Raw genomic sequence first — 26,147 nt, 5'->3', positions numbered from 1 at the left:
AGGGCGATGCTTGAGCGGTTGGCGGGCTCAAATTTTTTTCGCTTATCATCCACGGCTGAGTAGATGAGGTGATGGATGGACAAACCAGGGCTGACAACGGACGAAAACGGGCGCACCCATTGCACATGGCGAACGGCGGCACCGCAGTACCCGCAGTATCACGACCACGAGTGGGGCGTGCCGGTAGGGGACGACACCTTGTTGTACGAGAAGATCTGCCTGGAAGGTTTCCAGGCGGGCATGGCGTGGATCACCATTCTGCGCAAGCGCGAGCAGTTCCGGGCGGCGTTCGACGGTTTTGATTTTCGCCGGGTGGCGCAGTACGGCGAGGCGGATATCGAACGCTTGATGAGCGACCCCGGCATCGTGCGCAATCGGGCGAAGATCGTGTCCACCATCAACAATGCGCGGCGGGCGTGTGAGCTGGTGGACGAGACGGGTTCGTTGGCGCGCTGGTTGTGGGCGTTCGAGCCCGCCGAGGAAGAGCGCCCGGCCGTGGTGGACATGGCTTATTGGACGACGAACCCAACCTCACCGGCCTCGGTGCGCCTCTCCAAGGCCTTGAAGAAACGCGGTTGGACCTATGTGGGCCCGACCACGATGTATGCGCTGATGCAGGCGATGGGTATGGTCAATGACCACCTCGAAGGCTGCGCTTGCCGGCCACAGATCGAAGCACTGCGCCATCAATTCAAACGCCCCTGACAGCCCACGCTCAAACCTGTAGGAGCCCGGCTTGCCGGCGATGGCGGCCTGGGTATCACTGCATCACTTGAGGCCCGATCGCCGGCAAGCCGGCTCCTACAGGTCGGAGTCATTGCTTCAATGGAGTGAGCACCTCGGCCTTGTCATCCAGCACCATCACCACCAGCAACTTCGCCGGTTGTGTCTGGCTGGCGTTGCTCGATTCAAAGTGCCGGGAACCGGCCGGTTCGTAGAAGGTTTCGCCGACCTGGTAGGTTTTTGCCGGCTCATCATTCACCCGTGAAGTGATCGCGCCTTGCAGCACGTACGCCACGGCGGTGCCGGTATGGCTATGGGGCACGGTGGCCTGGCCGGGGGCGTAGTCAACGGTGAGCATGATGGTTTTCTTGCCCGGCACGTTGGTCAGGGCGTGTTCTTGCAGGACCTTGATCGATTCCTGGTTGTACACCGGTTCGTGGGCAAAGGCGCTGAGGGAGGCGAGCATCAGCGTGGCAGCGAGCAGTCGTTTCATGATGGGGGTTTCCGCGTAGTTCGAGACCCCTTCACCCTACGCCCGACCCCGTGCTCGACCAATGACCAATCCTGCGGAAAACCGCCTAGCCAATCTGCTGCAGGATATCGCGCACCCGGTCCAGCGCCGGGTCGATGTCCAACAGCTCAATGGCGCCGAAGCCGATGACCAGGCCCGACCGCACCGGCACGTCATGGAAGAACACATCCACCGGGTACAGCCCCACCTCCACCTGCCGCGCCAGTTCCATCAGCAACGGGATGTTCACTGGCACCTTGCACAGCGCCGCCATGTGGAAGCCCGCCACCGTCGGCACGGCCTCGAACCACGGCGACAGATCACCCGCCAGACGTTGCAGAATGCGCTCGCGGCGTCCGGCGTACACCGTGTGACAGCGGCGGATATGCTTGAGCAGGTAGCCTTCGCTGATGAACTTGGCCAGGGCCCACTGGGGTAGGGTGGAACTGTGCTGGTCGGTCAGTTGCTTGGCCTTGAGCACCGCACCATAAATCGCCGGAGGCAGCACGGCGTAACCCAGGCGCAGCTCCGGCAGCAAGGTTTTGGAGAAGGTGCCCACATAGGTCACCACGCCTCGGGTGTCTATGCTTTGCAGGGAATCGGTGGGACGGCCTTCGTAGCGGAACTCGCTGTCGTAGTCGTCTTCGATGATGATTGCGCCCAGCACGAAGGCGCGGGCCAGCAGCGCCTCGCGCCGCGCCAGGCTCATGGGCATACCGAGGGGGAACTGATGGGACGGTGTCACGTAGATCAGCCGTGTGCCGTCGGGAATCTTGTCCACCTCGATGCCCTGTTCGTCCACCGGGACGCTGGCCACCTGGGCGCCCATCGCCATGAACAACTGGCGTGCCGGGCTGTAGCCGGGATCTTCCATGGCGACGATGGTGCCCGGCTCCAACACCACGCGGGCGATCAGGTCCAGGGCTTGCTGGGCGCCGTTGGTCACCACGATGTTATCGGCGCGGCATTTGACCCCGCGAGAAAACGCGATATGCCCGACAATCGCCTCGCGCAGCGCTGGCAAACCTTCGGGCTGACTGTAGAAACCGCTGTTCTGGGCGATACGGCGCAAGGCGTCCTGGGTGCAACGACGCCATTCATCCTGGGGGAACTGGTTGCGGCTGGTGGCGCCGCCGATAAATTCGTAGCGCAGCGTGCTGTCACGGGTGGGGTGGCGCATGGGTGAGGGCAGCGCCGCCCATTTGCCCAGGTTGGCGGCGCAGGCCAGGTCGGTGGCGGTTTGCACGCGCTCGGCCTGGGGCGCATGGGCATTAACGAACGTGCCCCGGCCGGTCTTGCCCACCAGCAGGCCCTCGTAGGTCAGGGTGGCATAGGTGTCGGAGACGGTCTTGCGCGACACGCCCAGTTGCTCGGCCAGCAGGCGGCTGGGGGGTAATTGCGCGCCCGCCGCCAGGCGCCCGGAGCCAATGGCTTCACGCAGCTGCTGGTACAACTGTTCGGCCAGGTCCTTGCGGCCGTTGATCACCACGTGCAGTTCCATGTTTTATCCTGAGGCGCTGAATCTGCCCCAAGGTTACTCGCTCGCGTGGCGCCCTCAAAATGGTCTGTCCAGAATCCGCCCGATTGGCTATAGGGCTTGCAGCGCCTGGGCGTTAGGCTGGGCTGTCATCGCACCGGCCGCACGAGAACCGCCCATGGAACCCCGCCTGGATTACTACACCGCCTCACCGCAAGCGCTCAAGGGCATGTTGATGCTGGAAGCTGCCACCTTTGGGTTGTCCATCGAAAAGCCGTTGCTGGAACTGATCAAGATCCGCGTCTCGCAGCTCAACCACTGCGGGTTTTGTACCGACATGCACTCGATGGCAGCACGGCAGCGGGGGGAGACGGAGCGACGCCTGTTTGCACTGTGCGTGTGGCGTGACTCGCCGTTTTTCAACGGGCGGGAGAAGGCCGCATTGGCCTGGTGCGAGTCGGTGGCAACGCTGCCGACTTCAAGGGTTTCAGATGAGCTCTACACGGCAGTGCGCGCAGAATTCAGTGAGCAGGAACTGGTGGACCTGACCATGGCGGTGTCCAGCATCAGCGGCTGGAACCGCCTCGCGGTGAGTTTTCGGCAACAACCGCCAAACCCTTGAGTACACCGCCGATCAACAATGTGGGGCTTGCCCGCCGCTTTCGCAGGCAAGCCAGCTCCCACGGGAGGCTGCGTAACGAAGAAGATCCACTGTAGGAGCTGGCTTGCCAGCGATGACGGTGGGTCAGCTGCAACGCTGTTCACTGATGGATCGCTATCGCCAGCAAGCCGGCTCCTACATTGAGGTGGGTGATGCCCGCGGAATCAGGACAGGAAACCACCGTCCACATTCAGCGACACGCCCGTGGTGTAGCTGGACGCATCACTGGCCAGGAACAACACCGCGCCGGCCATTTCGCTGGGGTCGGCCACACGCTTGAGGGGAATCTGCGCCAGGGCCATTTTCAGGATCGAGTCGTTCTTGACCAGCGCCGAGGCGAACTTGGTGTCGGTCAGGCCAGGTAGCAGGGCGTTGCAACGAATGCCGAACGCCGCGCACTCCTTGGCGAACACCTTGGTCATGTTGATCACGGCGGCCTTGGTCACCGAGTAGATGCCCTGGAACACACCCGGGGAGATCCCGTTGATCGACGCCACGTTGATGATGCTGCCGCCGCCGTTCTCACGCATCAGCTTGCCGGCTTCCACCGACATGAAGAAGTAGCCGCGAATATTCACATCAACGGTCTTCTGGAAGGCCCCGAGGTCGGTGTCCAGCACGTTGCAGAACTGTGGGTTGGTGGCCGCATTGTTGACCAGGATATCCAGGCGCCCGAACTGCTCGCGGATACCGGCGAAGACCTGGGTGATCTGTTCCATTTCACCGATGTGGCAGGCCACGGCGGTGGCTTTGCCGCCGTCGGCAATGATCGCATCGGCCACGTGCTGGCAGCCTTCTAGTTTTCGGCTGGACACGATCACATGGGCGCCTTGCTGGGCCAGCAACTTGGCGATGGCTTCGCCGATGCCACGGCTGGCGCCGGAAACGAATGCGATCTTGCCGTCGAGGTCGAACAGGTGGGTCTTGGACATAGCGGTTCCTTAAAGGGACGATTTGCTGATGACGTTCAGGCTCATCTGCTCCAGCAGCTTGTTCATGTGAATGAACTGTGCAAAGCGTTTGTCCTGGGTCTGGCCATGGAAGAAGCGGTAGTAGATCTGCTGCACGATGCCGGCCAGGCGGAACAGGCCGTAGGTGTAGTAGAAGTCGAAATTGTCGATCTCAATGCCTGCGCGTTCGGCGTAATAGTCGACGAACTGGCGACGGGTGAGCATGCCTGGCGCATTGCTCGGTTGGCGGCGCATCAGTTGCACCGGCGCCGGGTCCGCCGCTTCGATCCAGTAGGCGAGGGTGTTGCCCAGGTCCATCAGCGGATCGCCGAGGGTGGTCAGCTCCCAGTCGAGCACGCCGATGATCTGCATCGGGTTGTGCGGGTCGAGGATCACGTTATCGAAGCGGTAGTCGTTGTGCACGATGCTGGAGGTCGGGTGGTCGGCCGGCATTTTGTCGTTGAGCCACGCGCGTACGGCTTCCCAGCGCGGCGCATCGGGGGTCAGGGCTTTCTCGTAGCGGTCGCTCCAGCCTCGGATCTGACGTTCCACGTAGCCTTCCGGCTTGCCCAGGTCGGCCAGGCCGCAAGAGGTGTAGTCCACCTGGTGCAACTCCACGAACTTGTCGATGAAGCTTTTGCACAGGGCCTCGGTCTTGGTCGCATCCAGGCCCAGTTCGTCCGGCAGGTCGGAACGCAGGATGATGCCGTTGACCCGTTCCATCACATAGAATTCGGCGCCGATCACCGACTCATCGGTGCAATGCACGTAGGCTTTTGGGCAATACGGGAAGCCGTCCTTGAGCTGATTGAGAATGCGGTATTCGCGGCCCATGTCGTGGGCTGACTTGGCCTTGTGGCCAAAGGGCGGGCGGCGTAGCACGAATTCCTGGCCCGGGTATTCCAGCAGGTAGGTCAGGTTCGACGCGCCGCCGGGGAACTGGCTGATTTTGGGCGTGCCGCTCAGGCCCGGGATATGGGCCTTGAGGTAGGGATCGATCAGGCTGGCATCAAGTTCTTCGCCTGGGCGAATCTGGGTCGATTGGTCGTTAAGCGCCATGCTTATCCCTTCTGCTTATTCTAAAGGCCTCGGACTATTTCCTAATCTAATGCGCGCAGCCGCCCAGCGACAAGGTCGGGGCGGCTTAATAGGTTAGCGTGTTGGATGATGATCAGCGTGCCTGATCGGTCATTTAGTGGGCGGGGGCAGGGCGACCGGCGTGAGCACCGGGCGGCCGGCGAAGTATTCCACCAGGTTGTCAGCCACGCGTTGCACGGTGTCATGGGCCGCTTCCGGCGACAGGCCGGCAACGTGGGAGGTGAGCACGGTATTGCTCAGCTTCTTGAGCGCGTCGGGCACCTTGGGCTCATCGTCGAACACGTCCAGTGCGGCGCCGCCGATCCGGCGCTGCTCCAGTGCCGCCACCAGGTCGGCGGTGACCACCACGCTGCCACGGCCGATGTTCACCAGATAGCCATTGGGCCCCAAGGCGTCGAGGGCGTGACGATCGATCAGGTGGCGAGTACTGGCCCCGCCGGGCGTGGCCAGGATCAGGAAGTCCGAAGTACGCGCCAGTTCCACGGCGGTTGCGCAATAGGTGTAGTCCACGTCATCGCGAGGCTGGCGGTTGTGATAACTCACCTCCATTCCGAACCCGAGGGACGCACGTTTAGCGATCTCCATGCCTACCGCACCCAGGCCGAGGATGCCCAGTTGCTTGCCGCCCAGTGACGGGCGCATTACCTTGGGCCATTCGCTGCGGCGCACGGCGGCGTCTGTCTGGGGGATGCCGCGCACCAGCGACAGCAACAGCGCCATGGCGTGGTCGGCCACCGACGGCGCGTTCACCCCCGCGCCGTTGGTCACGACAATCCCACGGTTGCTCGCCGCTTGCAGGTCCACGTGCTCATAGCCAGCGCCGATCACGCAGATGATCTCCAGCAGCGGCAAGGCGGCGATTTCTTCGGCATACAAGCCCAGCGGGCCACGGGTCAGCACCGCCTTGATCTGCCCACCATGGGCCTTGATCGCCTGGGCGCGTTCGGCAGGCGTCGGCGCCAGAATCACATGAAAGTCATTGCTCTCGATGATTTGCAGGTATTCGTTGATGGTTTCAACCAGGACCAGAACGGTGGTGGACATCGGAAGGCTCTTCCTGAAGGGTTTGAGAGGGGCAGTATGCGTGATTTGTAAGACGGAGCGTTTTGTTGGGATAGAAAATTTTCTTCTTTCGTAAGGCCTGTCTGAATTTCAAAACCGTCCGTCCAGGGTGGGTGTACTGAGCCAGACTTTGTCGACTTTCCCACCTGCAGAGACGACATGGATGCTTGTTCCTGCCACACCCGAAGAGATCGAATGGACGCCATACGGTTACAAACACTGCCCCTCAACGCTTGTCCCCTGGAGAACGGTCATCGCCAGTACAGTGGTGGGCCCGGCCAAATACCGGCCCGGCATCGCTATTGAAAAGCTGGAACGAGAGGCCTATAAAAATGGAGTGCCCACCACCAACGGAAAACCCTGGAAAGTGATGGAATGCCAGCATTGCATCGGAGCCAGTCATGGAAAGCTCAGCCGCTGGGTGCGAGTAGAACTCAGTGCTGGCGCTATACATGGCCACCCGATTTCTGAACAGGAATTCATGAGGTTAACAAATTGATCGCGTTCAACTTTAGCGGTGGCACAGTCACCCATGACGATCTGTCACTGTTGCAGGACATTGCGGTGGCAAAACAAACCGACTTGCTGAAAGAAGATATGCTCCAGGTGGAGTTTGCCGGTGGACTACTACTGGATGTGGGTTGGTACCCTGAGTTTGATGCTTCGGGTGGTTTCCGGATAAATGTCATCAAGAATTTCGACTGGGATCGTCCGGTCGTGGCATTGACGGCACACGAAACCACAGAGCTTGTAGAACAACTGAACGTTGCGCAGGACGCCATCAATGGCGAACTGCGCAAGACCTCGGCTTTTTAGTCGGCGGTAGCCACGGCCTAACGCCAGACATCCACCGCTTTGACCCGCTTCACAAATGTCCCTGCCAGCGTCGCATTGTGATGCTCGATGATCGCCCTGGCGGACAGCGCCGGGGTGTCCATGCAGGTATGGCCATCCTCCGGCAACACCACCGAAAACCCCAGCTCAACCGCCACCCGGCAAGTGGTGTCGACACAGAACTGCGTTTTCATCCCGACGATCACCAACTCATCGACGTTTGCTGCCGCCAGGCGCTCGGCCAGGTCAGTGCCTAAAAAGCAGCTGGGGCGGGTTTTGCTGAACAGACAGTCGCGGGCTTCGTCTACCTCAAGGCCCGGCCACAGTTGCCAGAGCGGGCTGCCCGCTTCGATGGGGGAGCCAGCCGGGCCGGTGTGGCGAGCGACGAAGATCGGTGCGTGGGCGGCGCGGGTGCGTTGAATCAGCAGGTTGATGGTATCGAGCACGCGCTCCCGTTCGAAGGGTTTTTCCGGGCCGTCGTACAGGCCGACTTGCATGTCGATGATCAGCAGGGCGTTAGCCATGGGGGTGCTCCTTATGTGTGCCAGGTGACGGAGCAATAAAAAGGCCCCGTCCATTGCTGGCGGGGCCTTGGGGTGATTCCGGGGTGTGTCTAGTTCATGCACCCACGGTCACCGCACGACCCGCCAGAAGCGGTCGTGGTAGTGGTGCGGGTGAGGAACAGCTGGATAAGATTCATGGCCCGATCATGCTGTGGCGGGTCAGTGGCTGTCAACGGATGCGTCCGTTTTCTTCTCGGGCAGAAGCGTGTTTCGGGCGGCGCTGAGGAATTCTTCTGACAAGCCACTGCCTCGAGTCGCACGGGCGAGCACCAACGCGCCGACCATCATTGCGTAATCCGCCAGCATGGCCTCACGGCGGTCATCCCGCAGTTGGTCGAAGACCTCCAGCGACTGCTCGACGCCGTTGATGAAACTGTGCTGCAAGGCGGTGTCGGCCGGTTCATGGCACATGTCCGGGGTAAAGGCCGAGATCGGGCAGCCGTCGCCGGGGTTGTCGCGGTGGTGGGTCGAGAAGTACGGGCGCAGGATCGCTTCCCGGGCGGCCTGGGCGTCAGCGCTGGCGCTGATCTTGTCCTGCCAGCCGAGGTTCGATTGCTCGAAGGCTTTTTGGCACGCCTCGGTCGCGAGGGCTTCCTTGGAGGCAAAGTGCCCGTAGAAACCGCCGTGGGTCAGGCCGGCGGCGGCCATCACGTCCGACAGGCTGATGCCATGCAGCCCGCGTTCACGGAACAGGCGCGTGGCGGCCTCGACGATGATTTCGCGGTTGAGTTCGGCTTGTTTGCGGGAGACGCGAGGCATGGCGGGGTTCTCGGGAGAAAGGCGGGCACTGCGCTAAAAAGTACAGGAATGCCCGGCAATCTAAAATAGATTTGTTGGGGAATGTATTCTGGCAGCGGCGCTGGAGCCAGCGTAAACCGGCGCTTTTAGCCACCCTTGAACGTCTGCACCGCACAACCGTTCCTCAGCTAAGTCTTTGCTTATTCAGGAGAATCCCGGACAATCGCGCCCCTGTTATGGTCGGGGCGCTGCCTGTCAGGTTTTTCTGACTCGTCCCGGCTATGGAAATGCGGAGATCCGACCGGATGAATGATCAGGCCAATAGCGTCGACCAACGTTATGAGACGACACCTGCAACCCTCACAAGCTGGAGCCGCCAGGACACCACCTGGATGCTTGGCCTGTTCGGCACCGCCATTGGCGCCGGCACCTTGTTCTTGCCCATCAACGCCGGCCTGGGGGGCTTCTGGCCGCTGCTGATCCTGGCCGTGCTGGCGTTCCCGATGACGTTCTTTGCCCACCGTGGCCTGACCCGTTTCGTCCTGTCCGGCCGTGAAGGCTCCGACATCACTGACGTGGTTGAAGAACACTTCGGCATCAAGGCCGGCGCGCTGATCACCTTGCTGTACTTCTTTGCGATCTTCCCGATCCTGTTGATCTACAGCGTCGCACTGACCAATACCGTCAGCAGCTTCATGGAGCACCAGCTGCACATCATGCCGCCGCCCCGGGCGATCCTGGCGTTTGTGCTGATCCTCGGCCTGTTGGCCGTAGTGCGTTGCGGCGAGCAAGTGATCGTCAAGGCCATGAGCCTGATGGTGTATCCGTTTATCGTGGCCTTGCTGTTCCTGGCCGTGTACCTGATCCCCCACTGGACCGGCGGCATCCTCAGCACGGCAAGTGAAGTGCCGGCCCCCTCGGCGCTGCTCAACACCTTGTGGCTGGCCATTCCGGTGATGGTGTTCTCGTTCAACCACTCGCCGATCATCTCGGCGTTTGCGGTGGACCAGAAGCGCCAGTACGGTGCCCACGCCGATGAGCGCAGCTCGCAGATCCTGTCCCGCGCGCACCTGTTGATGGTGGTGATGGTGCTGTTCTTCGTGTTCAGCTGCGTGTTGACCCTGTCGCCGGCGCAGTTGGCCGAGGCGAAAGCGCAGAACCTGTCGATCCTGTCCTACCTGGCCAACCACTTCGACAACCCGACCATCGCCTTCGCCGCGCCATTGATCGCGTTCGTGGCGATTGCCAAGTCGTTCCTGGGCCACTACATCGGCGCCAGCGAAGGCCTCAAGGGCCTGGTGGTCAAGACCGGTCGCCGTCCGGCACCCAAGACCCTGGACCGCATGACCGCAGCCTTCATGCTGGTGGTGTGCTGGATCGTCGCCACGCTTAACCCGAGCATCCTCGGCATGATCGAGACCCTGGGCGGCCCTGTCATCGCGTCGATTCTGTTCCTGATGCCGATGTATGCCATCCGCAAGGTGCCGGCCATGGCCAAGTACCGTGGGCAGGCGTCCAATGTGTTTGTCACGGCGGTGGGCCTGGTGGCGATTACTGCGCTGATTTACTCGCTGCTGTCCTGATTCCAGGCGGCAACGACACAGGCCGATTCGCGTGCACCGCGAATCGGCCTTTTTTGTGCGTGCAGCATGGGTGTCAATCGATTCAAACTGTGGGAGCGGCGTTGCGACGATTCGACTTGCTCGCGAAGGCGGCCTGTCAGGCGACTAAGCTTGATTGGATGTACTGCGCTCTAATGTAGGAGCTGGCTTGCCAGCGATGGCGGTCACTCAGCCAACCCACCCCTACCTGACACCCCCGCATTCCAACTGTGGGAGCTGGCTTGCCTGCGATGACTGTGGGCTGGGCGCTATAAATTTTTGGTCGGAGTACATATCCGTTGCTGCGGTCACGGCGGCTTAGGGTTCCGCCCTTACGGCGGGTCACTTTCGAAAAGCGCGAAAGTAACCAAAGCGCTCTTGCCCCACCACTCGGTGTCTCGCCTAGGCTCGACATGCCCTCACTCCGGCTTGAATCCGTGGGCCGCCGTCATGGGCCATCCTTGGCCCAGGACGGCTAACCCGGCGTCCTGCCGGGTTGCCCGCGGATTCAAGCCTGCGTTCGGCCAGCGTGGTTAACGGGGTGCTTCAGATCAAGATCAAGATCAAGATCAAAAGCCAAAGTCAAAGCCAATGGCTCGTGCCTGAACGTCTGTAGATACCTGCGTTGCAATGAGGGCTAAGCTTGTCGGCTTACAGGTTCCTTTTTGGAGTTGTCCATGGCTCGGCCCCGCCCGCAACTGGTCACCGGCAAGCTGGAAAAGCTGCACCCCACGCAACTCACCGTCGGTCTGGCTGAGGTCGCTGCCAAGCGCGAAGCCTGGACCAAGCTCAAGCGCAAGGAGCGCGCCGCTGCGCTGGATAGACATTGGTTTCCCTGCGTGCTGGGGCCGGACGAGCGCTATTACATTACCGATCACCACCACTTTGGGCTGGCCCTGCTGCTTGAGGAGGTCAAGAGCGTGTCGTTGCTGATGCTCAAGGACTTGTCGTTTGTCGAGCGCAGCACGTTCTGGAATGTCATGGCCTTCAACCAATGGGTGCACCCCTACGATGCCCGGGGGCTGCGTCGCTCCTACGAGGCTATCCCCCGAAAGATTACCGACTTGCAGGACGATCCCTACCGGAGTCTGGCCGGCCTGTTGCGTACGGCGGGTGGTTACGCCAAGGATGCTACGCCGTTCAGCGAGTTTCTCTGGGCTGACTTTTTCCGCACCCGTATCGGTAGCGATGTGGTCAGCCAGCCGAGTGCCAAGGTGTTGGCCAAGGCCATGGTCCTGGCGCGCAGCCAGGAAGCACGTTATTTGCCGGGATGGGTAGGGCCGATTGAAAACTGAAACCAATACGCCTGTTGTTGCATCGCCCAACCGTATCCAGGACCTGCTTGCCGGGTTGTCCATTGCCGGGTTGCTGCTGCCCGAAGCGGTGGCGTATTCCAGCATCGCCGCATTGCCGCCCCAGGCTGGGGTGATTGCCCTGTTTGCAGGGCTGCTGTGTTACGGCCTGTTCGGCACCAGTCGCTTTGCGATTGTCTCGGCCACCTCGTCTTCGGCGGCAGTCTTGGCGGCGGCTACGGCCAGCTTGGCCGGTGGTGACCCGGCGTTGAGGTTGTCCCTGGCGTTCGGCCTGGTGCTGATCACTGCGCTACTGTTCCTGCTGGCGGGGTTGTTCAAGCTCGGAGGCGTGACGTCGTTCATCGCCAAACCGGTGTTGCGCGGCTTTGCCTTCGGATTGGCGCTGACCATCATCCTCAAACAGCTGGCCAGCGTGGTCGGCGTGCACCTGACCGACAACAACCTGATCCGCTTCCTGCCGCAATTGCTCGAGCAGTTGCCCCGCTGGAACTGGCCGGCCGCGACGGTGGCCGGGGTGGCCTTGCTGGTGCTGTGGGTGTGCGCGCGGATTCCGCGCTTGCCGGGCGGGCTGTTGGTGGTGGTGCTGGGCATCGTTGCCGGGCAATACCTGGACCTGCAGGCCCACGGCGTTGCACTGATCGGTCTGATCGACCTGCGCCTGGCGTTGGGGCACTTCCCGGATTTGCCGTTCGCCGACTGGCTGCGGTTGGGCGAACTGGCGTTTGCCCTGGTGATGATCCTGTATGCGGAGTCCTACGGCTCCATCAGCTCGTTTGCGCTTAAACACGGCGATCGCGTGTCATCCAACCGCGACCTGCTGGCCTTGGGCGCGGCCAACCTGGTGTCCGGGTTGTTCCATGGCATGCCGGCCGGTGCCGGGTATTCGGCCACCTCGGCCAATGAAGCGGCGGGGGCCAACTCGCGCCTGTCGGGTATTGTCGCGGCCTTGGTGGTGCTGGCGATCGTGTTGACCGTGCTGCCGTATGTGGCGCTGACCCCGGAGCCGGTGTTGGCAGCTATCGTCGTGTATGCCTTGGCGCGGGGCTTGAGTTTGCAACCCCTGGGGCGTTATTTCCTGTGGCGGCGCGACCGTTTGCTGGTGGTCTGTGCTGTGGCGGCGGTGCTGGTGTTGGGCGTGCTGGATGGCTTGCTGCTGGCGGTGGCGATCAGCGTGGTATTGATGCTGCGCCAGATGTCGTCGGCGGACATCCAGGTGCTCGGGCGTCTGGGTAACAGCCATGACTTTGTCGATTGCCAGCACCACGCCGATGTGGTGGCAGTGCCCGGTGTATTGATCGTGCGGCCCAGCGAGGCGCTGTTCTTCGCCAATGCCGAGCGTATCCTCGGCGCCGCCTTGCGCTTGATGCGCCAGTCGCCGGTGGACGCCGTGGTGTTGAGCCTGGAAGAGTCGCCGGACCTGGATGGCACCAGTATTGAAGCCCTGGCGGCGTTCTTTGCCCAGGTGCGCGGGGAGGGCAAGCGCCTGGTGCTGGCGCGCGTGCGGCATCCGGCGATGGACGTGTTGCAGGCATTGCCCGAAGCGCAGGCCCCGCAGGTTCAGCTCAGCGCCCTGAGTGTCGATGGCGCCGTGCAACTGGCCAAATCTCAGGCATAAAAAAACGCCGCGTATCGTGGAATACGCGGCGTCCTTTTACGTCAACACACCTTAGGCTTGAATCACCGGGATGTTGGCGCTTGCTGCGATTTTACGGAACTCGGCGATCTGGTCGAAGTTCAGGTAGCGGTAGACGTCACTGGCCATGGTGTCCAGTTTCGCTGCGTAGCCCATGTACTCTTCGACGGTCGGCAGGCGACCCAGCGTGGAGGCAACAGCCGCCAGCTCAGCCGAGGCCAGGTAGACGTTCGCGCCGTCACCCAGGCGGTTCGGGAAGTTACGGGTAGAAGTCGACACAACCGTCGAGTTCGGCTCTACACGTGCCTGGTTACCCATGCACAGCGAGCAGCCCGGCATTTCCATGCGCGCGCCGGCCTTGCCGTAGATGCCGTAGTAGCCTTCTTCGGTCAGTTGGTGAGCGTCCATCTTGGTCGGCGGCGACAGCCACAGACGGGTTGGCAGCTGACCCTTGACCTGTTCCAGCAGCTTACCGGCAGCGCGGAAGTGACCGATGTTGGTCATGCACGAACCGATGAACACTTCGTCGATCTTCTCGCCAGCAACGCTCGACAGCAGACGGGCATCGTCCGGGTCGTTCGGTGCGCAGAGGATAGGCTCGTTGATGTCGTTCAGGTCGATCTCGATGATTTCGGCGTATTCGGCGTCGGCATCGGCTTCCATCAGCTCAGGGTTCTTGACCCAGGCTTCCATCGCTTGGGCACGACGTTCCAGGGTACGTGCATCGCCGTAGCCTTCACCGATCATCCAGCGCAGCAGGGTGATGTTGGAGTTCAGGTACTCGGTGATGGACTCTTTGGACAGCTTGATGGTGCAACCGGCAGCCGAACGTTCAGCCGAGGCGTCGGACAGCTCGAACGCTTGTTCCAGCGTCAGGTCGTTCAGGCCTTCGATCTCCAGGATGCGGCCGGAGAAGGCGTTCTTCTTGCCTTTCTTCTCTACGGTCAGCAGACCCGACTGGATCGCGTAGTAAGGAATGGCATGAACCAGGTCACGCAGGGTGATGCCAGGTTTCATCTTGCCTTTGAAGCGCACCAGGATCGATTCCGGCATGTCCAGTGGCATGACGCCAGTGGCTGCGGCGAACGCGACCAGGCCAGAACCGGCCGGGAACGAGATGCCCATCGGGAAACGGGTGTGGGAGTCACCACCGGTACCCACGGTGTCCGGCAGCAGCATGCGGTTCAGCCAGCTGTGGATGATGCCGTCGCCTGGACGCAGCGATACACCGCCACGGGTCATGATGAAGTCAGGCAGGGTGTGGTGGGTGGTCACGTCGATCGGCTTTGGATAGGCCGCGGTGTGGCAGAAGGACTGCATCACCAGGTCGGTCGAGAAGCCCAGGCACGCCAGGTCTTTCAGTTCGTCACGGGTCATGGGACCTGTGGTGTCCTGAGAGCCCACGGTGGTCATCTTCGGCTCGCAGTAGGTGCCAGGACGAACGCCTTTGCCTTCCGGCAGGCCGCACGCCTTGCCCACCATTTTCTGTGCCAGGGTGAAGCCTTTGCCGGTATCGACAGGCGCTTCAGGCAGCTTGAACAGGTCGGTCGGGCCCAAGCCCAGCTCTGCACGTGCCTTGTCGGTCAGGCCGCGACCGATGATCAGCGGGATACGGCCGCCAGCACGGACTTCGTCCAACAGCACCGGGGTCTTCATTTCGAAGGTGGTGATGACTTCGTCGGTGCCGTGTTTGCAGACTTTGCCAGCATGCGGGTACAGGTCGATCACGTCGCCCATGTTCATGTTGGTAACGTCGAATTCGATTGGCAGTGCGCCCGCATCTTCCATGGTGTTGTAGAAGATTGGAGCGATCTTGCTGCCGAAGCAGAAACCGCCGGCGCGCTTGTTCGGCACGTACGGAACGTCGTCGCCGAAGAACCACAGCACGGAGTTGGTGGCCGACTTACGCGACGAACCGGTGCCGACCACGTCGCCCACGTAGGCGATCGGGAAGCCTTGGCCGCGCATTTCTTCGATCTGCTTCATCGGGCCGGTCTTGCCTTGCTCGTCCGGCACAATGCCTTCGCGAGCCATTTTCAGCATGGCCAGGGCGTGCAGCGGGATGTCTGGGCGGGACCAGGCGTCAGGCGCAGGCGACAGGTCGTCGGTGTTGGTTTCGCCGGTCACCTTGAAGACGCGCAGGCTGATCTTGTCGGCCAGGGTAGGGCGGTTGCGGAACCACTCGCCGTCAGCCCAGGACTGGATTACGGCTTTGGCGTGCTCGTTGCCGTTACGGGCTTTTTCAGCCACGTCGTGGAACGCATCGAACATCAACAGGGTGTGCTTGAGTTGGGCCGCGGCGACAGGTGCCAGGGTGGCGTCGTCCAGCAGCTCGACCAGGGTCACGATGTTGTAGCCGCCTTGCATGGTGCCAAGCAGTTCAACGGCGCGCTGTTTGCTGATCAGGGGGGAAGTGGCTTCGCCCTTGGCCAGGGCAGACAGGAAACCGGCCTTGACGTAGGCAGCTTCGTCAACACCTGGTGGAATGCGGTTGGTGATCAGGTCAACGAGGAATTCTTCTTCGCCAGCCGGAGGATTTTTCAGCAGCTCGACCAGGCCTGCGGTTTGTTCGGCGTTAAGCGGCTGGGGAACGATACCCAGTGCTGCACGCTCTTCGATATGTTTGCGGTAGGCTTCAAGCACAGTTATTACCCTCATCAGTGGTCCCACGGGACGCTCATCCAGAAATGAACGGCACGCATGCGCTCGGGGGCTTTTTGGGCCGCAAAGCCAGCGCTGCCGGCATTCCTCACAGAAGCTGCTTTCAAAGTTTTACGCCTGCAGAGCGGAGCTGATGAGGGTTGGCGCTGGCTATTTACCGCGTAAATAACCGTCGCCAACACCGCTCTGAAGGAACGACTGTGCTCGTGACGCTTTGAAAACAGCTTCCAATGGATTATTGGCGCCTTACAAGGCCGGATGATTCTACGGCAAAAAATTTCTAAAGGTAAGTTGCCTAACCAAGTTTGCGGGGTGATCGCCGTTAGACAAAGGGCTAACATGGCGCATTGTTTCGCTGATCGGCGTGTTGTTGCCCATGTCCAACCAAACCATCAAGACCCCCTGCGTCGGCCTGTGCTCCACGGTCTACGGCGATCTCGTGTGCCGAGGCTGCAAGCGCTTCCACCATGAGGTGATCCAGTGGAATGGCTACGGCGAAGAGGAAAAACGTGCGGTCTGGCTGCGGTTGGAGCAGCTGTTGGTGCAGGTGATGGCCGGAAAACTGGAGGTTTTTGACCCCAAGACCCTGCGCGGGCAGTTGGAGCAGCGCAAGATCCGCTTCGTGCCGCACCAGTCCGAATACTGCTGGGCCTACCAGTTGATCGCTCGCGGGGCTCGGGTGATCAATAATCTGGAGGCCTATGGCATGGTGCTGTTGCCCGAGTTTCGCGATTGGCCTTTGCCGGATTTGCGCGATGCCATTGATCGCGAGTTTTTTATCCTCTCCGAGGCGCATTACCAGCGCTACATCGCCCCCGGGTTTCTCAAGGATGCACTCAGCTCTTTGTAGGAGTCCGGCTTGCCGGCGATGGGGCCTGTTTGTTTTGCGCAAAGACAAAGGCCCCCATCGCCGGCAAGCCGGCTCCTACAGAGGACGCGTTATTGCTGAGACGCCAGTTCTTCCAGATGATCCATCAACGCCTGCGGCTTGAGCACAAGCACATCGCTCTCCACCGCATCCAGCACCACCTCGGCCGTATTGCCGATCAACGCCCCCGAAATACCCGTACGCGCCACCGTGCCGATAATCGTCACTGCCGCCTGCAATTGGTGCACGGTATGCGGAATCAGCACATCCGCAGGTCCTTCCATGATGTGCAGGTGTTTGTCATCCACATCGAACTCCGCTTGAAACGCCCTGCATTGCTCGCGATAGCGCGCCTCGATGGTTTCCTTGAGTTGGAAGGTAGGGTCGGCCGCCGACAGCATGGGCGACGGGTGGGCACTGATCACATGCAGTTGCGCCTTGGCCAGGTGGGCGATATCAAAGCCATGGTCAATGATCGAATTGTGCAGCGAACGGTGCTCACCGTCGTTGTTGCCCACGTCGATCGCCGCCAGGATCACCCGGCCCGCCCACGGCGTGGCAGTCTTGACCAGCAGCACCGGTGTCGGGCAGTAGCGCAGCAGTTTCCAGTCGGCCGGGGTCAGCAGGGCCTTTTTCAGCGGGCTGTCGGCAAAGTGCTGCTTGATCACCAGCCCGCAGCCCTCGGCTTGCTGCACATCGATAATGGTCTCATGCAGGCTGTCGTTCCACGCCTGTTCGGTGGTCACGCTGTAGCCGTCTTCCAGCAAGCCGGCCTTGAGCAGGCTCAGCAGCGCCGAGTGCTCGTGTTTCTTGTCGCACACCAGCAAATGCAGGTGCGCGCCGGTCACCCCGGCGATCAGCTTGGCACGCTTGAGGGCCAGGCTTTCCGAATGCTCGGGCTCGATGACCACCAGGATGCTGCGGATGGCTTGCATGATCGGGGACTCCAGGAAGAGGGCGGGCGTGCAACAACTATAGTTGCTGCCACGCCGCCGTCATGTTGATGCACATCAAGGGCGGTGGCTGGTGGTCTGCGGCGTGGTCGGTATAATCGGCGCCCTTTTGTGATCCTTTTGCCCGTGAGCCCGATGAACCTGCCCGAAATCCACGAATTCCTCGGCTGCCGCACCCCCGACGCCTGGGTCCAGGCCGCACTGGCCGATCAGGAAACCCTGCTGATCGACCACAAGAACTGCGAATTCAAAGCCGCCAGCACCGCCCTGAGCCTGATCGCCAAGTACTACAGCCATGTCGACCTGATCAACATGATGTCGCGCCTGGCCCGGGAAGAACTGGTGCACCACGAACAAGTCATGCGCCTGATGAAAAAGCGCAAAATAGAGCTGCGCCAACTGAATGCCGGGCGTTATGCCTCGGGATTGCGCAAAGTGGTGCGCACCCACGAGCCGGTCAAGTTGGTGGACACGCTGGTGGTCGGCGCGTTTATCGAAGCGCGCAGTTGCGAGCGTTTCGAAGCACTGGTGCCGCATTTGGACGAAGAACTCGGCAAGTTCTACTTCGGTTTGCTGAAAAGCGAAGCCCGGCACTTCCAGGGGTACCTGAAACTGGCCTACCAGTACGGTGACGCCAAGGATGTCGCCCAAGTGATCGAGCGGGTGAGGGCGGCCGAGCAGGAGCTGATCGAGTCACCCGACGTCGAGTTCCGCTTTCACAGTGGCGTGCCAGCCTGACGCCACGGCCACACCGATCAGCGCGGTGATCCCGGTCAACAGCAGGATCACCGTCTGCGTGCCCAGGGGCGCCGCCAACACGGCAATCAGCAAACCGGCCAGTGGTTGGGCCAAGTTGTTGAACAGGGTGATCACGCCCACCGTCTTGCCGAAGTCCTGCACCGGGATCACCCGTTGCCGCGTGCTGCGCATGTACACGTTGAACATCTTGTCGAAGCCGGTCACCAGCAGGAACCCCAGGGCGTAGGCCCACAGGTTGGGGCTGATCGCCATGATCAGTGCACCCACGGCAATCATCGAATACGACAGGCCGCCCAGCACCTTCAGGGGCAATGTCGCGCGCGCCAGGTAAAACAGGATGACGATGGTCACCCCGGCGCCGGCCGCCTGCAGCACGGCATAGCCGTCCTTGCCCGCACCAAACTGGCCGGTGACCATCGCCGCCGAAGTGGCCAGGGTCACGCCGATGATCAGGTTCACGCCCACGGCCAGGGTGATTACGCGCTTCAACTCCGCCAGGTTGCGGATATGCCCCAGCGCCGTGCGCAACGGTTGCAGCCAGATATCCCGATGCTGGGCAAAGACTTGCAGGTTCACCGTGCTGTGGCGTTGCCACACGCGCATCGCCACATCGGCCATCACAAACAGCCCGGCCACCCCCAGCACCACCAGGTGCCACGCCCACACCTCCAGCATCAGCGCCGCCACCAGCGGGCCCAGCACCAGCCCGCTCTGGTCGGCGATTTGTGAATAGGACAGGGTCTTGGCATAGCTGTACTGCGCGAAGACGTGGGGCATGAGCACTTCGCGGGCCATGATGCCCTGGGTGGTCAATACCCCGCACAACGCCGAGAGCAGTACGATCCAGTGGATACCGTCGAACATGCCGTACAACGCCACCGCCGCCACACAAGCCAGTGCCCGGTAAACCTGGCTGATATGCAGGATGCGCGCGGGCGGGTACTTGTCGCACAATGCCCCGCACACCGGAAACGCCAGGTAGCGCGGCAGCGACTCGACAAAAAACGCGAGACCGGCCCAGGAAACGCTCCCAGTGCTCTGGAACACGATCAACGGCACGATAAACAGCAGAATCTGGTCTGCCAGCCGAGATAAAAACAGCGAAACAAAGAACGCCAGGTAATCCTTGCGCATACAACTCCCTGTGAATGGCGTTAAAGAGTGCGGGGTATTTGTTAAAAACTCTTAAAAGCATGAAGCTTCGTCGGCGCGTAATGGCCAACCGCTTCTGTGCCTCGGCTTGCCACCTATAATGCGCACACTTCAATTCGCGCATCCACACTGAGAATTTATGGAAAACCTGGGTCTGGGCAAGGTTCTGCTCGTCGAGGACGATGAAAAGCTGGCGGGGCTGATCGCGCACTTTCTGTCGCAACACGGTTTTGAGGTGCGGGTGGTGCACCGGGGTGATGAAGCCTTGGCGGCGTTTCTCGATTTCAAGCCAAAAATCGTCGTGCTCGACTTGATGTTGCCGGGCCAGAGCGGCCTGCACGTGTGCCGCGAAATCCGCAACGTGTCCGACACGCCCATCGTGATCCTCACCGCCAAGGAAGATGACCTGGACCATATCCTGGGCCTGGAGTCCGGTGCCGACGACTACGTGATCAAACCCATCAAGCCGCCCGTGCTGCTCGCCCGCTTGCGTGCCTTGCAACGTCGCCAAGTGCCCGAACCCACGGTACGCGGCTCCCTGGAGTTCGGCCGGTTGTCGATCGACCGCAGCTGCCGGGTGGTCAGCCTGGGCGACGAGAAGGTCGACCTCACCACTATGGAATTCGAGCTGCTGTGGTTGCTGGCCAGCCACTCCGGCACCATCCTCTCGCGCGATGACATCCTCAACCGCATGCGTGGCATCGCCTTCGACGGCCTTAACCGCAGCGTTGACGTGTACATCAGCAAGCTGCGCGGCAAGCTCAACGACAACCCCCGGGAACCGGTGTGCATCAAGACCATCTGGGGCAAGGGCTACCTGTTCAATCCCTTTGCGTGGGAGGTCTAGATGCTACGGCTGTTTTTGCGCCTGTATGTGATCCTGGCGCTGGGGTTGGCCGGGGCGATCTGGCTGGTCAACTACACCTTCGACGAACTGCTGCCCGAAGCCAACGAAGTCTATAACCGTGAAGCGCTGCGCGGCCCGGCCTATGGCGTGGTGGAGCAACTGCGCCCGTTGCAGGGCGCGGCCCGTGAGGTGCGCCTGGCCGAGTTGCAACCCCATTACGGCTTGCACCTCAAACTGGTGGAACGCGATGCCATGGCCCTCAACGAGCGCGAGCAAAAGCTGCTCGCCGACGGCCAGTTGGTGGTGCGTGGGGACTTCATGGAGTTCATCACGAATATCGACGGTGGCCCGCAACTGCTGGACATCAAGCTGCCGGAAGAGCCCAAGTGGCTGTACCTGTGGGCCTACGGTTTCCTGGGCGTGAGCCTGGCGATCGTGTTGTATTTCTGGGTACGCCCCCATTGGCGCGACCTGGAGCATATCCGCCTGGCCGCGCAACGGTTCGGCGACAACGACCTGGGTTCACGCATCCTGCTGCCGCGCCGCTCCACCGTGCGCGAACTGGCCGGGCACTTCAACCAGATGGCCGAGCGTATCGAAAGCCTGATCGCCAACCAGCGCGAACTGACCAATGCCGTCTCCCATGAGCTGCGCACACCGATTGCGCGGTTGTCGTTCGAGCTGGACCAACTCAAGCAACAGGCTGATCCGCGCCAGAGCCGCGAGCTGATTTCCGACATGTATGCCGACCTCGGCGAGCTGGAGGAAATGGTCTCGGAACTGCTGACCTACGCCAGTCTGGAGCGCGGTGCCACCCAGGTCACCCGGGAAAGCATCGAGGCCCACAGTTGGCTCGACAGCGTGATCGGCAGCGTGGCGCTGGAGGCCGAGGCGGCCGGTGTGCAGTTGTCGTTGCGCACCTGCGAGGTGGATTTCATCCAGATCGAACCGCGCTTCATGGCGCGTGCGGTGATCAACCTGCTGCGCAATGCCATCCGCTATGCCGAGCGACGCGTGGAGGTGTCGCTGATCAAGTTCGGCAGCGGCTACGAAGTGCGGGTCAACGACGATGGCCCGGGCGTACCGCTGGACGGCCGGGCCAAGATTTTCGAACCCTTCATGCGCCTGGACGCCAGCCGCGACCGCCGCACCGGCGGCTTCGGCCTGGGCCTGGCGCTGGTGCAGCGCGTCAGCCAGTGGCACGGCGGGCAGGTGGAAGTGCTGGATTCGGAATGGGGCGGGGCATCGTTCCGCATGACCTGGGCGTACGCCGAATAACCTACTGCCTGCAAACACCACCCCCTGTAGGAGCCGGCTTGCCGGCGATAGCGGTAGTTCAGCCAGCTCGTTCGTGACTGATGCACCGCCATCGCCGGCAAGCCGGCTCCTACAGGTAAGGTGGGCTCCTCGAGAGGCGCGGCGATCAAATGTGGGAGCTGGCTTGCCTGCGATAGCGGTGGTTCAGACAGCATCATTCGTCACTGATACACCGCCATCGCCGGCAAGCCAGCTCACAGCTGTCAGGTCAGAAGGTGTACTCGACCATTCCCATCACCGACGTCTGCAACCGTCGCTCCACAATCGGGCTCTTGCCCGCTTCATCTGCCAGGTACTGCACGTCCAGCAAGGTCGAGAACTGGGTGTGTTCGCTGATCGGCACGCTCCAGGTCAGGTTCATGCCATTGCTGATGTTGCCCGCGCCAGCCTTGTATTCCTTGAAGCGGCTTTGCGCCGCCTGGCCGGTGGTCACGCCGTACCAGGTCTGCAAGTACTCGCGGTCGCCGAAGTGGCTGCTCAGGCCGGCATCGACTGAACCATAGCGGCCTTCATACAGGTTGGTACCCAGGCTCAACTCCAGGTGGGTATAGGCCTTGCCGGTGTCCTTGCGATCGTTTTCCTTGAGCGCATGTTCCAGCGTCGCCCCCACGATCACGCCGCCCAGGTTGTAGCTGGCGCTCACACCCAACTGCGGGCGTGACTTGATCTCGCCCATGCCTTTGAGGCGCTTGGAGCCTGCGTGCAGGCTGTCATTTTTATCCTTGCGCGAGCCGCTGGCGCCGACATAGGCGCTGAAGCTCAAGGCATTACCTTCATAACCCCAGCCCAGGCCCTTATCGGTGTCGAGGAAAATGCCCCAGGGGCTGACGACTTTGCCGCCTAGCAGCGGCGCGGTCATGCGTTCGTCGCTGCCGCTGTAGCGCGGCGCATTGGCCACGCCAGCCTTGAGGCTGTATTCCCAGTCGTCGGCAAATGCCGTATTGGCCCCCGCGAGCAGGCACAGCGAGGTCAGCGACAGGCAAAGGTTTCTTGAGCGCATCAGGGTGGTCTTCCGTATTAGAAAATCAGAGGGTTGTTGGGGGAATGCGTGCGTTTGAAGGAGTAGCCCGAAGCGCTCAAGCCGTTGACCTGGCGGCTCACGGTGTCGCCCAGGCCATAGCCGTTGCCGGCCAATACCGCGTGGGCGTTGTCGACGGGGAGCAGGATGTAGTCGGTCAGTGGCTCGTCATGCAGTTGGCCGCGAATCACCAGGAAACCTTCTTCCAGGCGCACGCTGATCCCGCTCAAGGGCGCGTCGGGCTCATGGGTATTGAGCACTTGATAGGTGCCGATGGTGTCAGCCCAGGCCAGGGGCAGGGGCGGCGGATTGATGCGTTCGCCAATGGCAATGCGCTGGCCGTGGCTGCGGGCGGTGAGCATCTGGCGGCCCTGTACCGTCACCACATCCAGCTGCACGCGGCCCAGTTCGCCGAGGTCTTTTAGCCAGAAACCGAGGATTTTCTTCTGCGCCCGCAGCCAGCCGTGATCGTCACGCAGCAATTCGAAATCGAACCCGGCCAACTCGCCGGTCAACCGATCAGGTTCATCCTTGATCCGGAACACGCCCCACGCCGTCGCGTAAAAACCGGCCAGGCGCTTGCGGTCGACGGCCGCCGGCACATGGCGCAGCTTGAGACCGTGGGTGGGCGCCTGGCAGTCGTCGGCGCATACCGGGTCGCCGGTTTGTGCCTGCAGCATCATGCGCAGGGTGTCAGTGGACAACGACACCACCATGTCCTCGGCGTTGCTGTCGTTGGCCATGATGATCACGGCCAGTTGCTGGTCGGGCAGCAGGGTCAGTTGCGCGGCAAAATCATCGCCACCACCGCTGTGCTGATAGGTGCGCACGCCTGGGCCAATCGGCTCGTCGCCACAGGGCGCAAGGAACCAGGCCAGCCCTACCTGACAATCGAAGTCCAGGGCGTTGCCGGTGTTTTGCTGGGTGAACATGTCGTCGATCGAAGCACGGCTCAACACCGGGCTGCCTTTGTAGACGCCTTGGGCGAACAACATCTGCACGTAATGCGCGAGGTCTTTGGGACTGGTCCACAGACCGCCCGCAGCGAGGTCGCGCACCTGGGCGTCGGTACTCGCGACGCCATCCTCGTAACCCAGGGCGCGATAGCCGAGTTCGGCGCGGGTGCCGACAAAACTCGACTGCTTCATCTGCAGCGGCTTGAGCAGACTGTTTTGCAATTGGGCCTCGAAGCTTTTGCCGCTGCTGCGCTCGATGGCCGCGCCGACCAACGAGTAACCGAGGTTGGAATAGGCCACCTGGGAGCCGGGCGGGCTGCTCAGCCACACACCCGACACGCGCGCCGGCATCTGCCCCATGGCAAAGCTGCTGCGCAGGTCGCGCAGGTGTTCGCTGGGCAAGCCGGATTGATGGCTGAGCAAACGGCGCAAGGTGATATCGCGGTCAGCGGCGGCCTGGTCGGTATGAAAGCGCGAACGCACGTAGAACTCGCGCAGGGTCTGCTGGATCGGCGCATCCAGCGTCAGGCGTTGCTGCTCCACCAGTTGCAGGGCCGCTGTGGCGGTCAGCAGCTTGGAAATGCCCCCGGCGCGGAACGCCGTATTGGGCGTGACCGGCACGCCTTGGGCTTTGTCGGCCAGCCCAAACCCTCGGGCCCAGATCAGTTCCTGGCCATTGACCAGGGCAATGGACAGCCCGGGCACATTCTCCCGGGCCATGTCCCGGGGAATGCGCGCCTGCAGGTAGCGAATGATCGCGCCGTAGTCACCCTTGGGAATCGGCGGCGGGGCAGGCGGTTGCCCATGGCACCCGATACTGCCCAGCAGGCAACCCAGCAGTGGAATACCGCGCAATGTGCGAAACATGAAGAGCACCCGGATGGTGGTTTGGATGCTCGAATGCTAGGGCCGCGCTTGCCCACAATCTTTGAGAGCTTTGTCGGGAAACTGTCAAAGACTGTTAACGGGCCAGTCCCAATCGCTCATGCCATTGGGCGATGGACTCTTCGGGGTATTCGTCGAACTGCAGGTCGCCCTTGCGCACGCTCACTTCAACCCAGGGTGCCTTGGAGCCCAGCATCAGGTGCGTGTGCTCCGGCGGCACCGGCAACGGCGTGTCGATGGCCGAGGCAAACGGGTGGATCAGCTCCGGCCACTCGGGGCTGAACACCCACAAGGCGCTGGCGCACTGCGAGCAGAAGTGTCGTTCGGCCGTGCTCGCATGGGCGCGGCTGGCGCCGTCCGGCTTGAGCCTGGCGTGGTAGATCGAAATGTATTTGCGCCCGCGTACTTTCAGGCTTGAAGCGTCGCCGCCCAAGTTGATCGCGTAGCCGCCACCGCCGCCGGTCTTGCGACAGATCGAGCAGTAGCAACGCTGGTAAGGGTAGGGGTGATCACTCGTTAGGCTGAACGTCACGGCGCCGCAATGGCAGGATCCTTCTAAATGCATGGTTGTCTCCTTTGGCAAGGTGACTGTTGAGCTTAGGCGCTCTCGGGCATCAAGGTGGCGATCAGTGCGCGGATCGTCCCCGGCAAGGCTTCCAGCTCGCGCACCAGGATGCTGCGCTCGCGAATCGCCCAGGGCTCGTCCAGCTTGACCGCGACCAGTTGCATGGTCCGGCTGTGCCGCACGGCAGCGGACTCCGGAATAATCCCGATCCCCACGCCCGCCTCGACCATCCGGCAGATCGCCTCGAAACTCGAGACCTGGATACGCAGCGACAAATGCTTGCCGATGCGCTCCACGTGTTCGCGCAAAAAGCTCAGCAGCGTGCTGCCTTCGTGCAGGCCGATGTGCTGGAAGGCGAGGGTCTGTTCCAGGGTGACCTTGGCGTGGCCGGCCAAGGGGTGGTCCACGGGTACCATCAGCACCAGTTCGTCGGTGCTGAAATGCAGCACCTGCAAACCCGCTGCTTCCACGGGCCCGGCGATGATGCCCATGTCGCTGGTGCCGTCCAGCACGCCGCGCACGATATCCCGGGACAGGCGTTCCTGCAGGTCCACCGTCACCCCGGGGCGCTTGGACAAGAAACCCGCCAGCACTTCCGGCAGGAACTCGGTGACGGCCGTGGTGTTGGCGAAGATGCGGATGTGCCCGGCCGAATCCACGCCGTATTGGGTGAACTCGCTTTTGAGGTAATCCACCTGGCGCATGATCAACCGCGCATGGTGCAGCAGCCGCTCGCCGGCCGGGGTGATTTCCACGCCCCGGCTGTCACGGTAGAGCAGGCGCGTGTCCAACTGGCCTTCCAGCGCCTTGATCCGCGCACTCGCGGCGGCTGGCGAGAGGAACGCCCGCTTCGCGCCCTGGGTGAGGCTGGGGGATTCGGCGATATGGATAAACAGACGCAGGTCAGCGAGATCGAAGTGCATGCAAAACTCCCAGGCATTCCAGAACTGTAGGAGCCGGCTTGCCGGCGATCGCAGTCACCCTGACACACCGCGATCGCCG

General features: G+C 61.8%; 25 protein-coding genes. 11 read left to right on the top strand and 14 right to left on the bottom strand.

What is annotated here, in order from left to right:
- Nucleotides 1-75 precede the first annotated feature (75 nt).
- A complete protein-coding gene (locus AC07SU_RS20270; RefSeq protein ID WP_176995794.1) occupies nucleotides 76-705 on the top strand; it encodes a DNA-3-methyladenine glycosylase I in 630 nt (209 codons plus the stop codon).
- A gap of 109 nt (nucleotides 706-814) precedes the next feature.
- On the opposite strand, the gene AC07SU_RS20265 is transcribed toward AC07SU_RS20270, so the two are convergent.
- Together AC07SU_RS20265 and pdxR are read right to left on the bottom strand one after the other, a co-directional pair.
- Nucleotides 815-1,216: a cupin domain-containing protein gene (locus tag AC07SU_RS20265; protein ID WP_176995795.1), complete on the bottom strand. Its 402-nt coding sequence runs from the start codon at nucleotides 1,214-1,216 to the stop codon at nucleotides 815-817.
- A gap of 85 nt (nucleotides 1,217-1,301) precedes the next feature.
- The gene (gene pdxR, locus AC07SU_RS20260) at nucleotides 1,302-2,735 is read right to left on the bottom strand and encodes a MocR-like pyridoxine biosynthesis transcription factor PdxR (protein ID WP_494998044.1); all 1,434 of its coding nucleotides are present in this window, start codon (nucleotides 2,733-2,735) and stop codon (nucleotides 1,302-1,304) included.
- Between the two features lie 154 nt (nucleotides 2,736-2,889).
- Between pdxR and AC07SU_RS20255 the strand changes: the two genes are divergently transcribed.
- Complete coding sequence (locus AC07SU_RS20255; RefSeq protein ID WP_494998043.1) at nucleotides 2,890-3,333, top strand: carboxymuconolactone decarboxylase family protein; 444 nt, start codon at nucleotides 2,890-2,892, stop codon at nucleotides 3,331-3,333.
- 203 nt (nucleotides 3,334-3,536) lie between these two features.
- On the opposite strand, the gene AC07SU_RS20250 is transcribed toward AC07SU_RS20255, so the two are convergent.
- The 3 genes from AC07SU_RS20250 to AC07SU_RS20240 all read right to left on the bottom strand — a co-directional run bounded on the left by AC07SU_RS20250 (nucleotide 3,537) and on the right by AC07SU_RS20240 (nucleotide 6,464).
- Nucleotides 3,537-4,304 carry an SDR family oxidoreductase gene (locus AC07SU_RS20250; RefSeq protein ID WP_094952746.1) on the bottom strand — a complete coding sequence of 256 codons (768 nt, stop codon included), beginning with the start codon at nucleotides 4,302-4,304 and terminating at the stop codon, nucleotides 3,537-3,539.
- 9 nt (nucleotides 4,305-4,313) lie between these two features.
- Nucleotides 4,314-5,381, bottom strand: a complete 1,068-nt coding sequence (locus tag AC07SU_RS20245; protein ID WP_494998042.1) for a phosphotransferase family protein — start codon at nucleotides 5,379-5,381, stop codon at nucleotides 4,314-4,316.
- Nucleotides 5,382-5,510: 129 nt separating this feature from the next.
- Nucleotides 5,511-6,464: a 2-hydroxyacid dehydrogenase gene (locus tag AC07SU_RS20240; protein WP_494998041.1), complete on the bottom strand. Its 954-nt coding sequence runs from the start codon at nucleotides 6,462-6,464 to the stop codon at nucleotides 5,511-5,513.
- Nucleotides 6,465-6,645: 181 nt separating this feature from the next.
- On the opposite strand from AC07SU_RS20240, the gene AC07SU_RS20235 reads away from it, so the two are divergent.
- Together AC07SU_RS20235 and AC07SU_RS20230 are read left to right on the top strand one after the other, a co-directional pair.
- Nucleotides 6,646-6,981: a hypothetical protein gene (locus AC07SU_RS20235; RefSeq protein ID WP_176995800.1), complete on the top strand. Its 336-nt coding sequence runs from the start codon at nucleotides 6,646-6,648 to the stop codon at nucleotides 6,979-6,981.
- Nucleotides 6,978-7,298, top strand: coding sequence for a hypothetical protein (locus AC07SU_RS20230; protein ID WP_494998040.1), 321 nt, complete (start codon nucleotides 6,978-6,980; stop codon nucleotides 7,296-7,298). Before AC07SU_RS20235 ends, AC07SU_RS20230 begins: the two co-directional genes overlap by 4 nt.
- 17 nt (nucleotides 7,299-7,315) lie before the next feature.
- Here AC07SU_RS20230 and AC07SU_RS20225 read toward each other — a convergent pair whose 3' ends face one another.
- Both AC07SU_RS20225 and AC07SU_RS20220 read right to left on the bottom strand, forming a co-directional pair.
- Nucleotides 7,316-7,840, bottom strand: coding sequence for a cysteine hydrolase family protein (locus AC07SU_RS20225; RefSeq protein WP_494998039.1), 525 nt, complete (start codon nucleotides 7,838-7,840; stop codon nucleotides 7,316-7,318).
- 198 nt (nucleotides 7,841-8,038) lie between these two features.
- Entirely contained in the window at nucleotides 8,039-8,638 is a 600-nt protein-coding gene (locus AC07SU_RS20220; RefSeq protein WP_494998038.1) for a TetR/AcrR family transcriptional regulator, read from the bottom strand.
- A gap of 284 nt (nucleotides 8,639-8,922) precedes the next feature.
- On the opposite strand from AC07SU_RS20220, the gene AC07SU_RS20215 reads away from it, so the two are divergent.
- The 3 genes from AC07SU_RS20215 to AC07SU_RS20205 all read left to right on the top strand — a co-directional run bounded on the left by AC07SU_RS20215 (nucleotide 8,923) and on the right by AC07SU_RS20205 (nucleotide 13,146).
- Nucleotides 8,923-10,200 carry a serine/threonine transporter gene (locus tag AC07SU_RS20215; protein ID WP_494998037.1) on the top strand — a complete coding sequence of 426 codons (1,278 nt, stop codon included), beginning with the start codon at nucleotides 8,923-8,925 and terminating at the stop codon, nucleotides 10,198-10,200.
- Between the two features lie 695 nt (nucleotides 10,201-10,895).
- Nucleotides 10,896-11,513, top strand: coding sequence for a ParB-like protein (locus AC07SU_RS20210; protein ID WP_494998036.1), 618 nt, complete (start codon nucleotides 10,896-10,898; stop codon nucleotides 11,511-11,513).
- Entirely contained in the window at nucleotides 11,503-13,146 is a 1,644-nt protein-coding gene (locus AC07SU_RS20205) for a SulP family inorganic anion transporter (RefSeq protein WP_494998035.1), read from the top strand. Before AC07SU_RS20210 ends, AC07SU_RS20205 begins: the two co-directional genes overlap by 11 nt.
- A 51-nt stretch (nucleotides 13,147-13,197) precedes the next feature.
- On the opposite strand, the gene acnB is transcribed toward AC07SU_RS20205, so the two are convergent.
- Nucleotides 13,198-15,807: a bifunctional aconitate hydratase 2/2-methylisocitrate dehydratase gene (gene acnB, locus AC07SU_RS20200; protein ID WP_176996174.1), complete on the bottom strand. Its 2,610-nt coding sequence runs from the start codon at nucleotides 15,805-15,807 to the stop codon at nucleotides 13,198-13,200.
- A 394-nt stretch (nucleotides 15,808-16,201) separates the two neighbouring features.
- On the opposite strand from acnB, the gene AC07SU_RS20195 reads away from it, so the two are divergent.
- Complete coding sequence (locus tag AC07SU_RS20195; RefSeq protein ID WP_494998034.1) at nucleotides 16,202-16,675, top strand: DUF1289 domain-containing protein; 474 nt, start codon at nucleotides 16,202-16,204, stop codon at nucleotides 16,673-16,675.
- Between the two features lie 89 nt (nucleotides 16,676-16,764).
- On the opposite strand, the gene AC07SU_RS20190 is transcribed toward AC07SU_RS20195, so the two are convergent.
- The gene (locus tag AC07SU_RS20190; protein WP_494998033.1) at nucleotides 16,765-17,628 is read right to left on the bottom strand and encodes a universal stress protein; all 864 of its coding nucleotides are present in this window, start codon (nucleotides 17,626-17,628) and stop codon (nucleotides 16,765-16,767) included.
- Between the two features lie 153 nt (nucleotides 17,629-17,781).
- Here AC07SU_RS20190 and AC07SU_RS20185 point away from each other — a divergent pair, with 153 nt between their 5' ends.
- Nucleotides 17,782-18,384 (top strand): MiaE family protein, encoded by a 603-nt coding sequence (locus AC07SU_RS20185; RefSeq protein ID WP_105697059.1) that lies wholly within the window; start codon nucleotides 17,782-17,784, stop codon nucleotides 18,382-18,384.
- Here the strand turns inward: AC07SU_RS20185 and AC07SU_RS20180 are convergent.
- The gene (locus AC07SU_RS20180) at nucleotides 18,340-19,539 is read right to left on the bottom strand and encodes an MFS transporter (protein ID WP_494998032.1); all 1,200 of its coding nucleotides are present in this window, start codon (nucleotides 19,537-19,539) and stop codon (nucleotides 18,340-18,342) included. The genes AC07SU_RS20185 and AC07SU_RS20180 overlap by 45 nt on opposite strands.
- Before the next feature lie 157 nt (nucleotides 19,540-19,696).
- Here AC07SU_RS20180 and AC07SU_RS20175 point away from each other — a divergent pair, with 157 nt between their 5' ends.
- Together AC07SU_RS20175 and AC07SU_RS20170 are read left to right on the top strand one after the other, a co-directional pair.
- Entirely contained in the window at nucleotides 19,697-20,404 is a 708-nt protein-coding gene (locus AC07SU_RS20175; RefSeq protein ID WP_176995811.1) for a response regulator, read from the top strand.
- A complete protein-coding gene (locus AC07SU_RS20170; protein ID WP_494998031.1) occupies nucleotides 20,405-21,682 on the top strand; it encodes an ATP-binding protein in 1,278 nt (425 codons plus the stop codon).
- A 247-nt stretch (nucleotides 21,683-21,929) separates the two neighbouring features.
- Here AC07SU_RS20170 and AC07SU_RS20165 read toward each other — a convergent pair whose 3' ends face one another.
- The 4 genes from AC07SU_RS20165 to AC07SU_RS20150 all read right to left on the bottom strand — a co-directional run bounded on the left by AC07SU_RS20165 (nucleotide 21,930) and on the right by AC07SU_RS20150 (nucleotide 26,068).
- Nucleotides 21,930-22,721 (bottom strand): MipA/OmpV family protein, encoded by a 792-nt coding sequence (locus AC07SU_RS20165; protein WP_176995813.1) that lies wholly within the window; start codon nucleotides 22,719-22,721, stop codon nucleotides 21,930-21,932.
- A gap of 17 nt (nucleotides 22,722-22,738) precedes the next feature.
- Nucleotides 22,739-24,562 carry a serine hydrolase domain-containing protein gene (locus tag AC07SU_RS20160; protein ID WP_494998030.1) on the bottom strand — a complete coding sequence of 608 codons (1,824 nt, stop codon included), beginning with the start codon at nucleotides 24,560-24,562 and terminating at the stop codon, nucleotides 22,739-22,741.
- Between the two features lie 94 nt (nucleotides 24,563-24,656).
- A complete protein-coding gene (locus AC07SU_RS20155; RefSeq protein ID WP_494998029.1) occupies nucleotides 24,657-25,145 on the bottom strand; it encodes a GFA family protein in 489 nt (162 codons plus the stop codon).
- 32 nt (nucleotides 25,146-25,177) lie between these two features.
- A complete protein-coding gene (locus tag AC07SU_RS20150; RefSeq protein ID WP_494998028.1) occupies nucleotides 25,178-26,068 on the bottom strand; it encodes a LysR family transcriptional regulator in 891 nt (296 codons plus the stop codon).
- Between the last annotated feature and the right edge of the window lie 79 nt (nucleotides 26,069-26,147).

Source organism: Pseudomonas sp. GW821-FHT05H12 (genome assembly GCF_059419385.1).
Note: the sequence above shows the minus strand (reverse complement) of the source record. Positions and strands in the feature narration are given on the sequence as shown.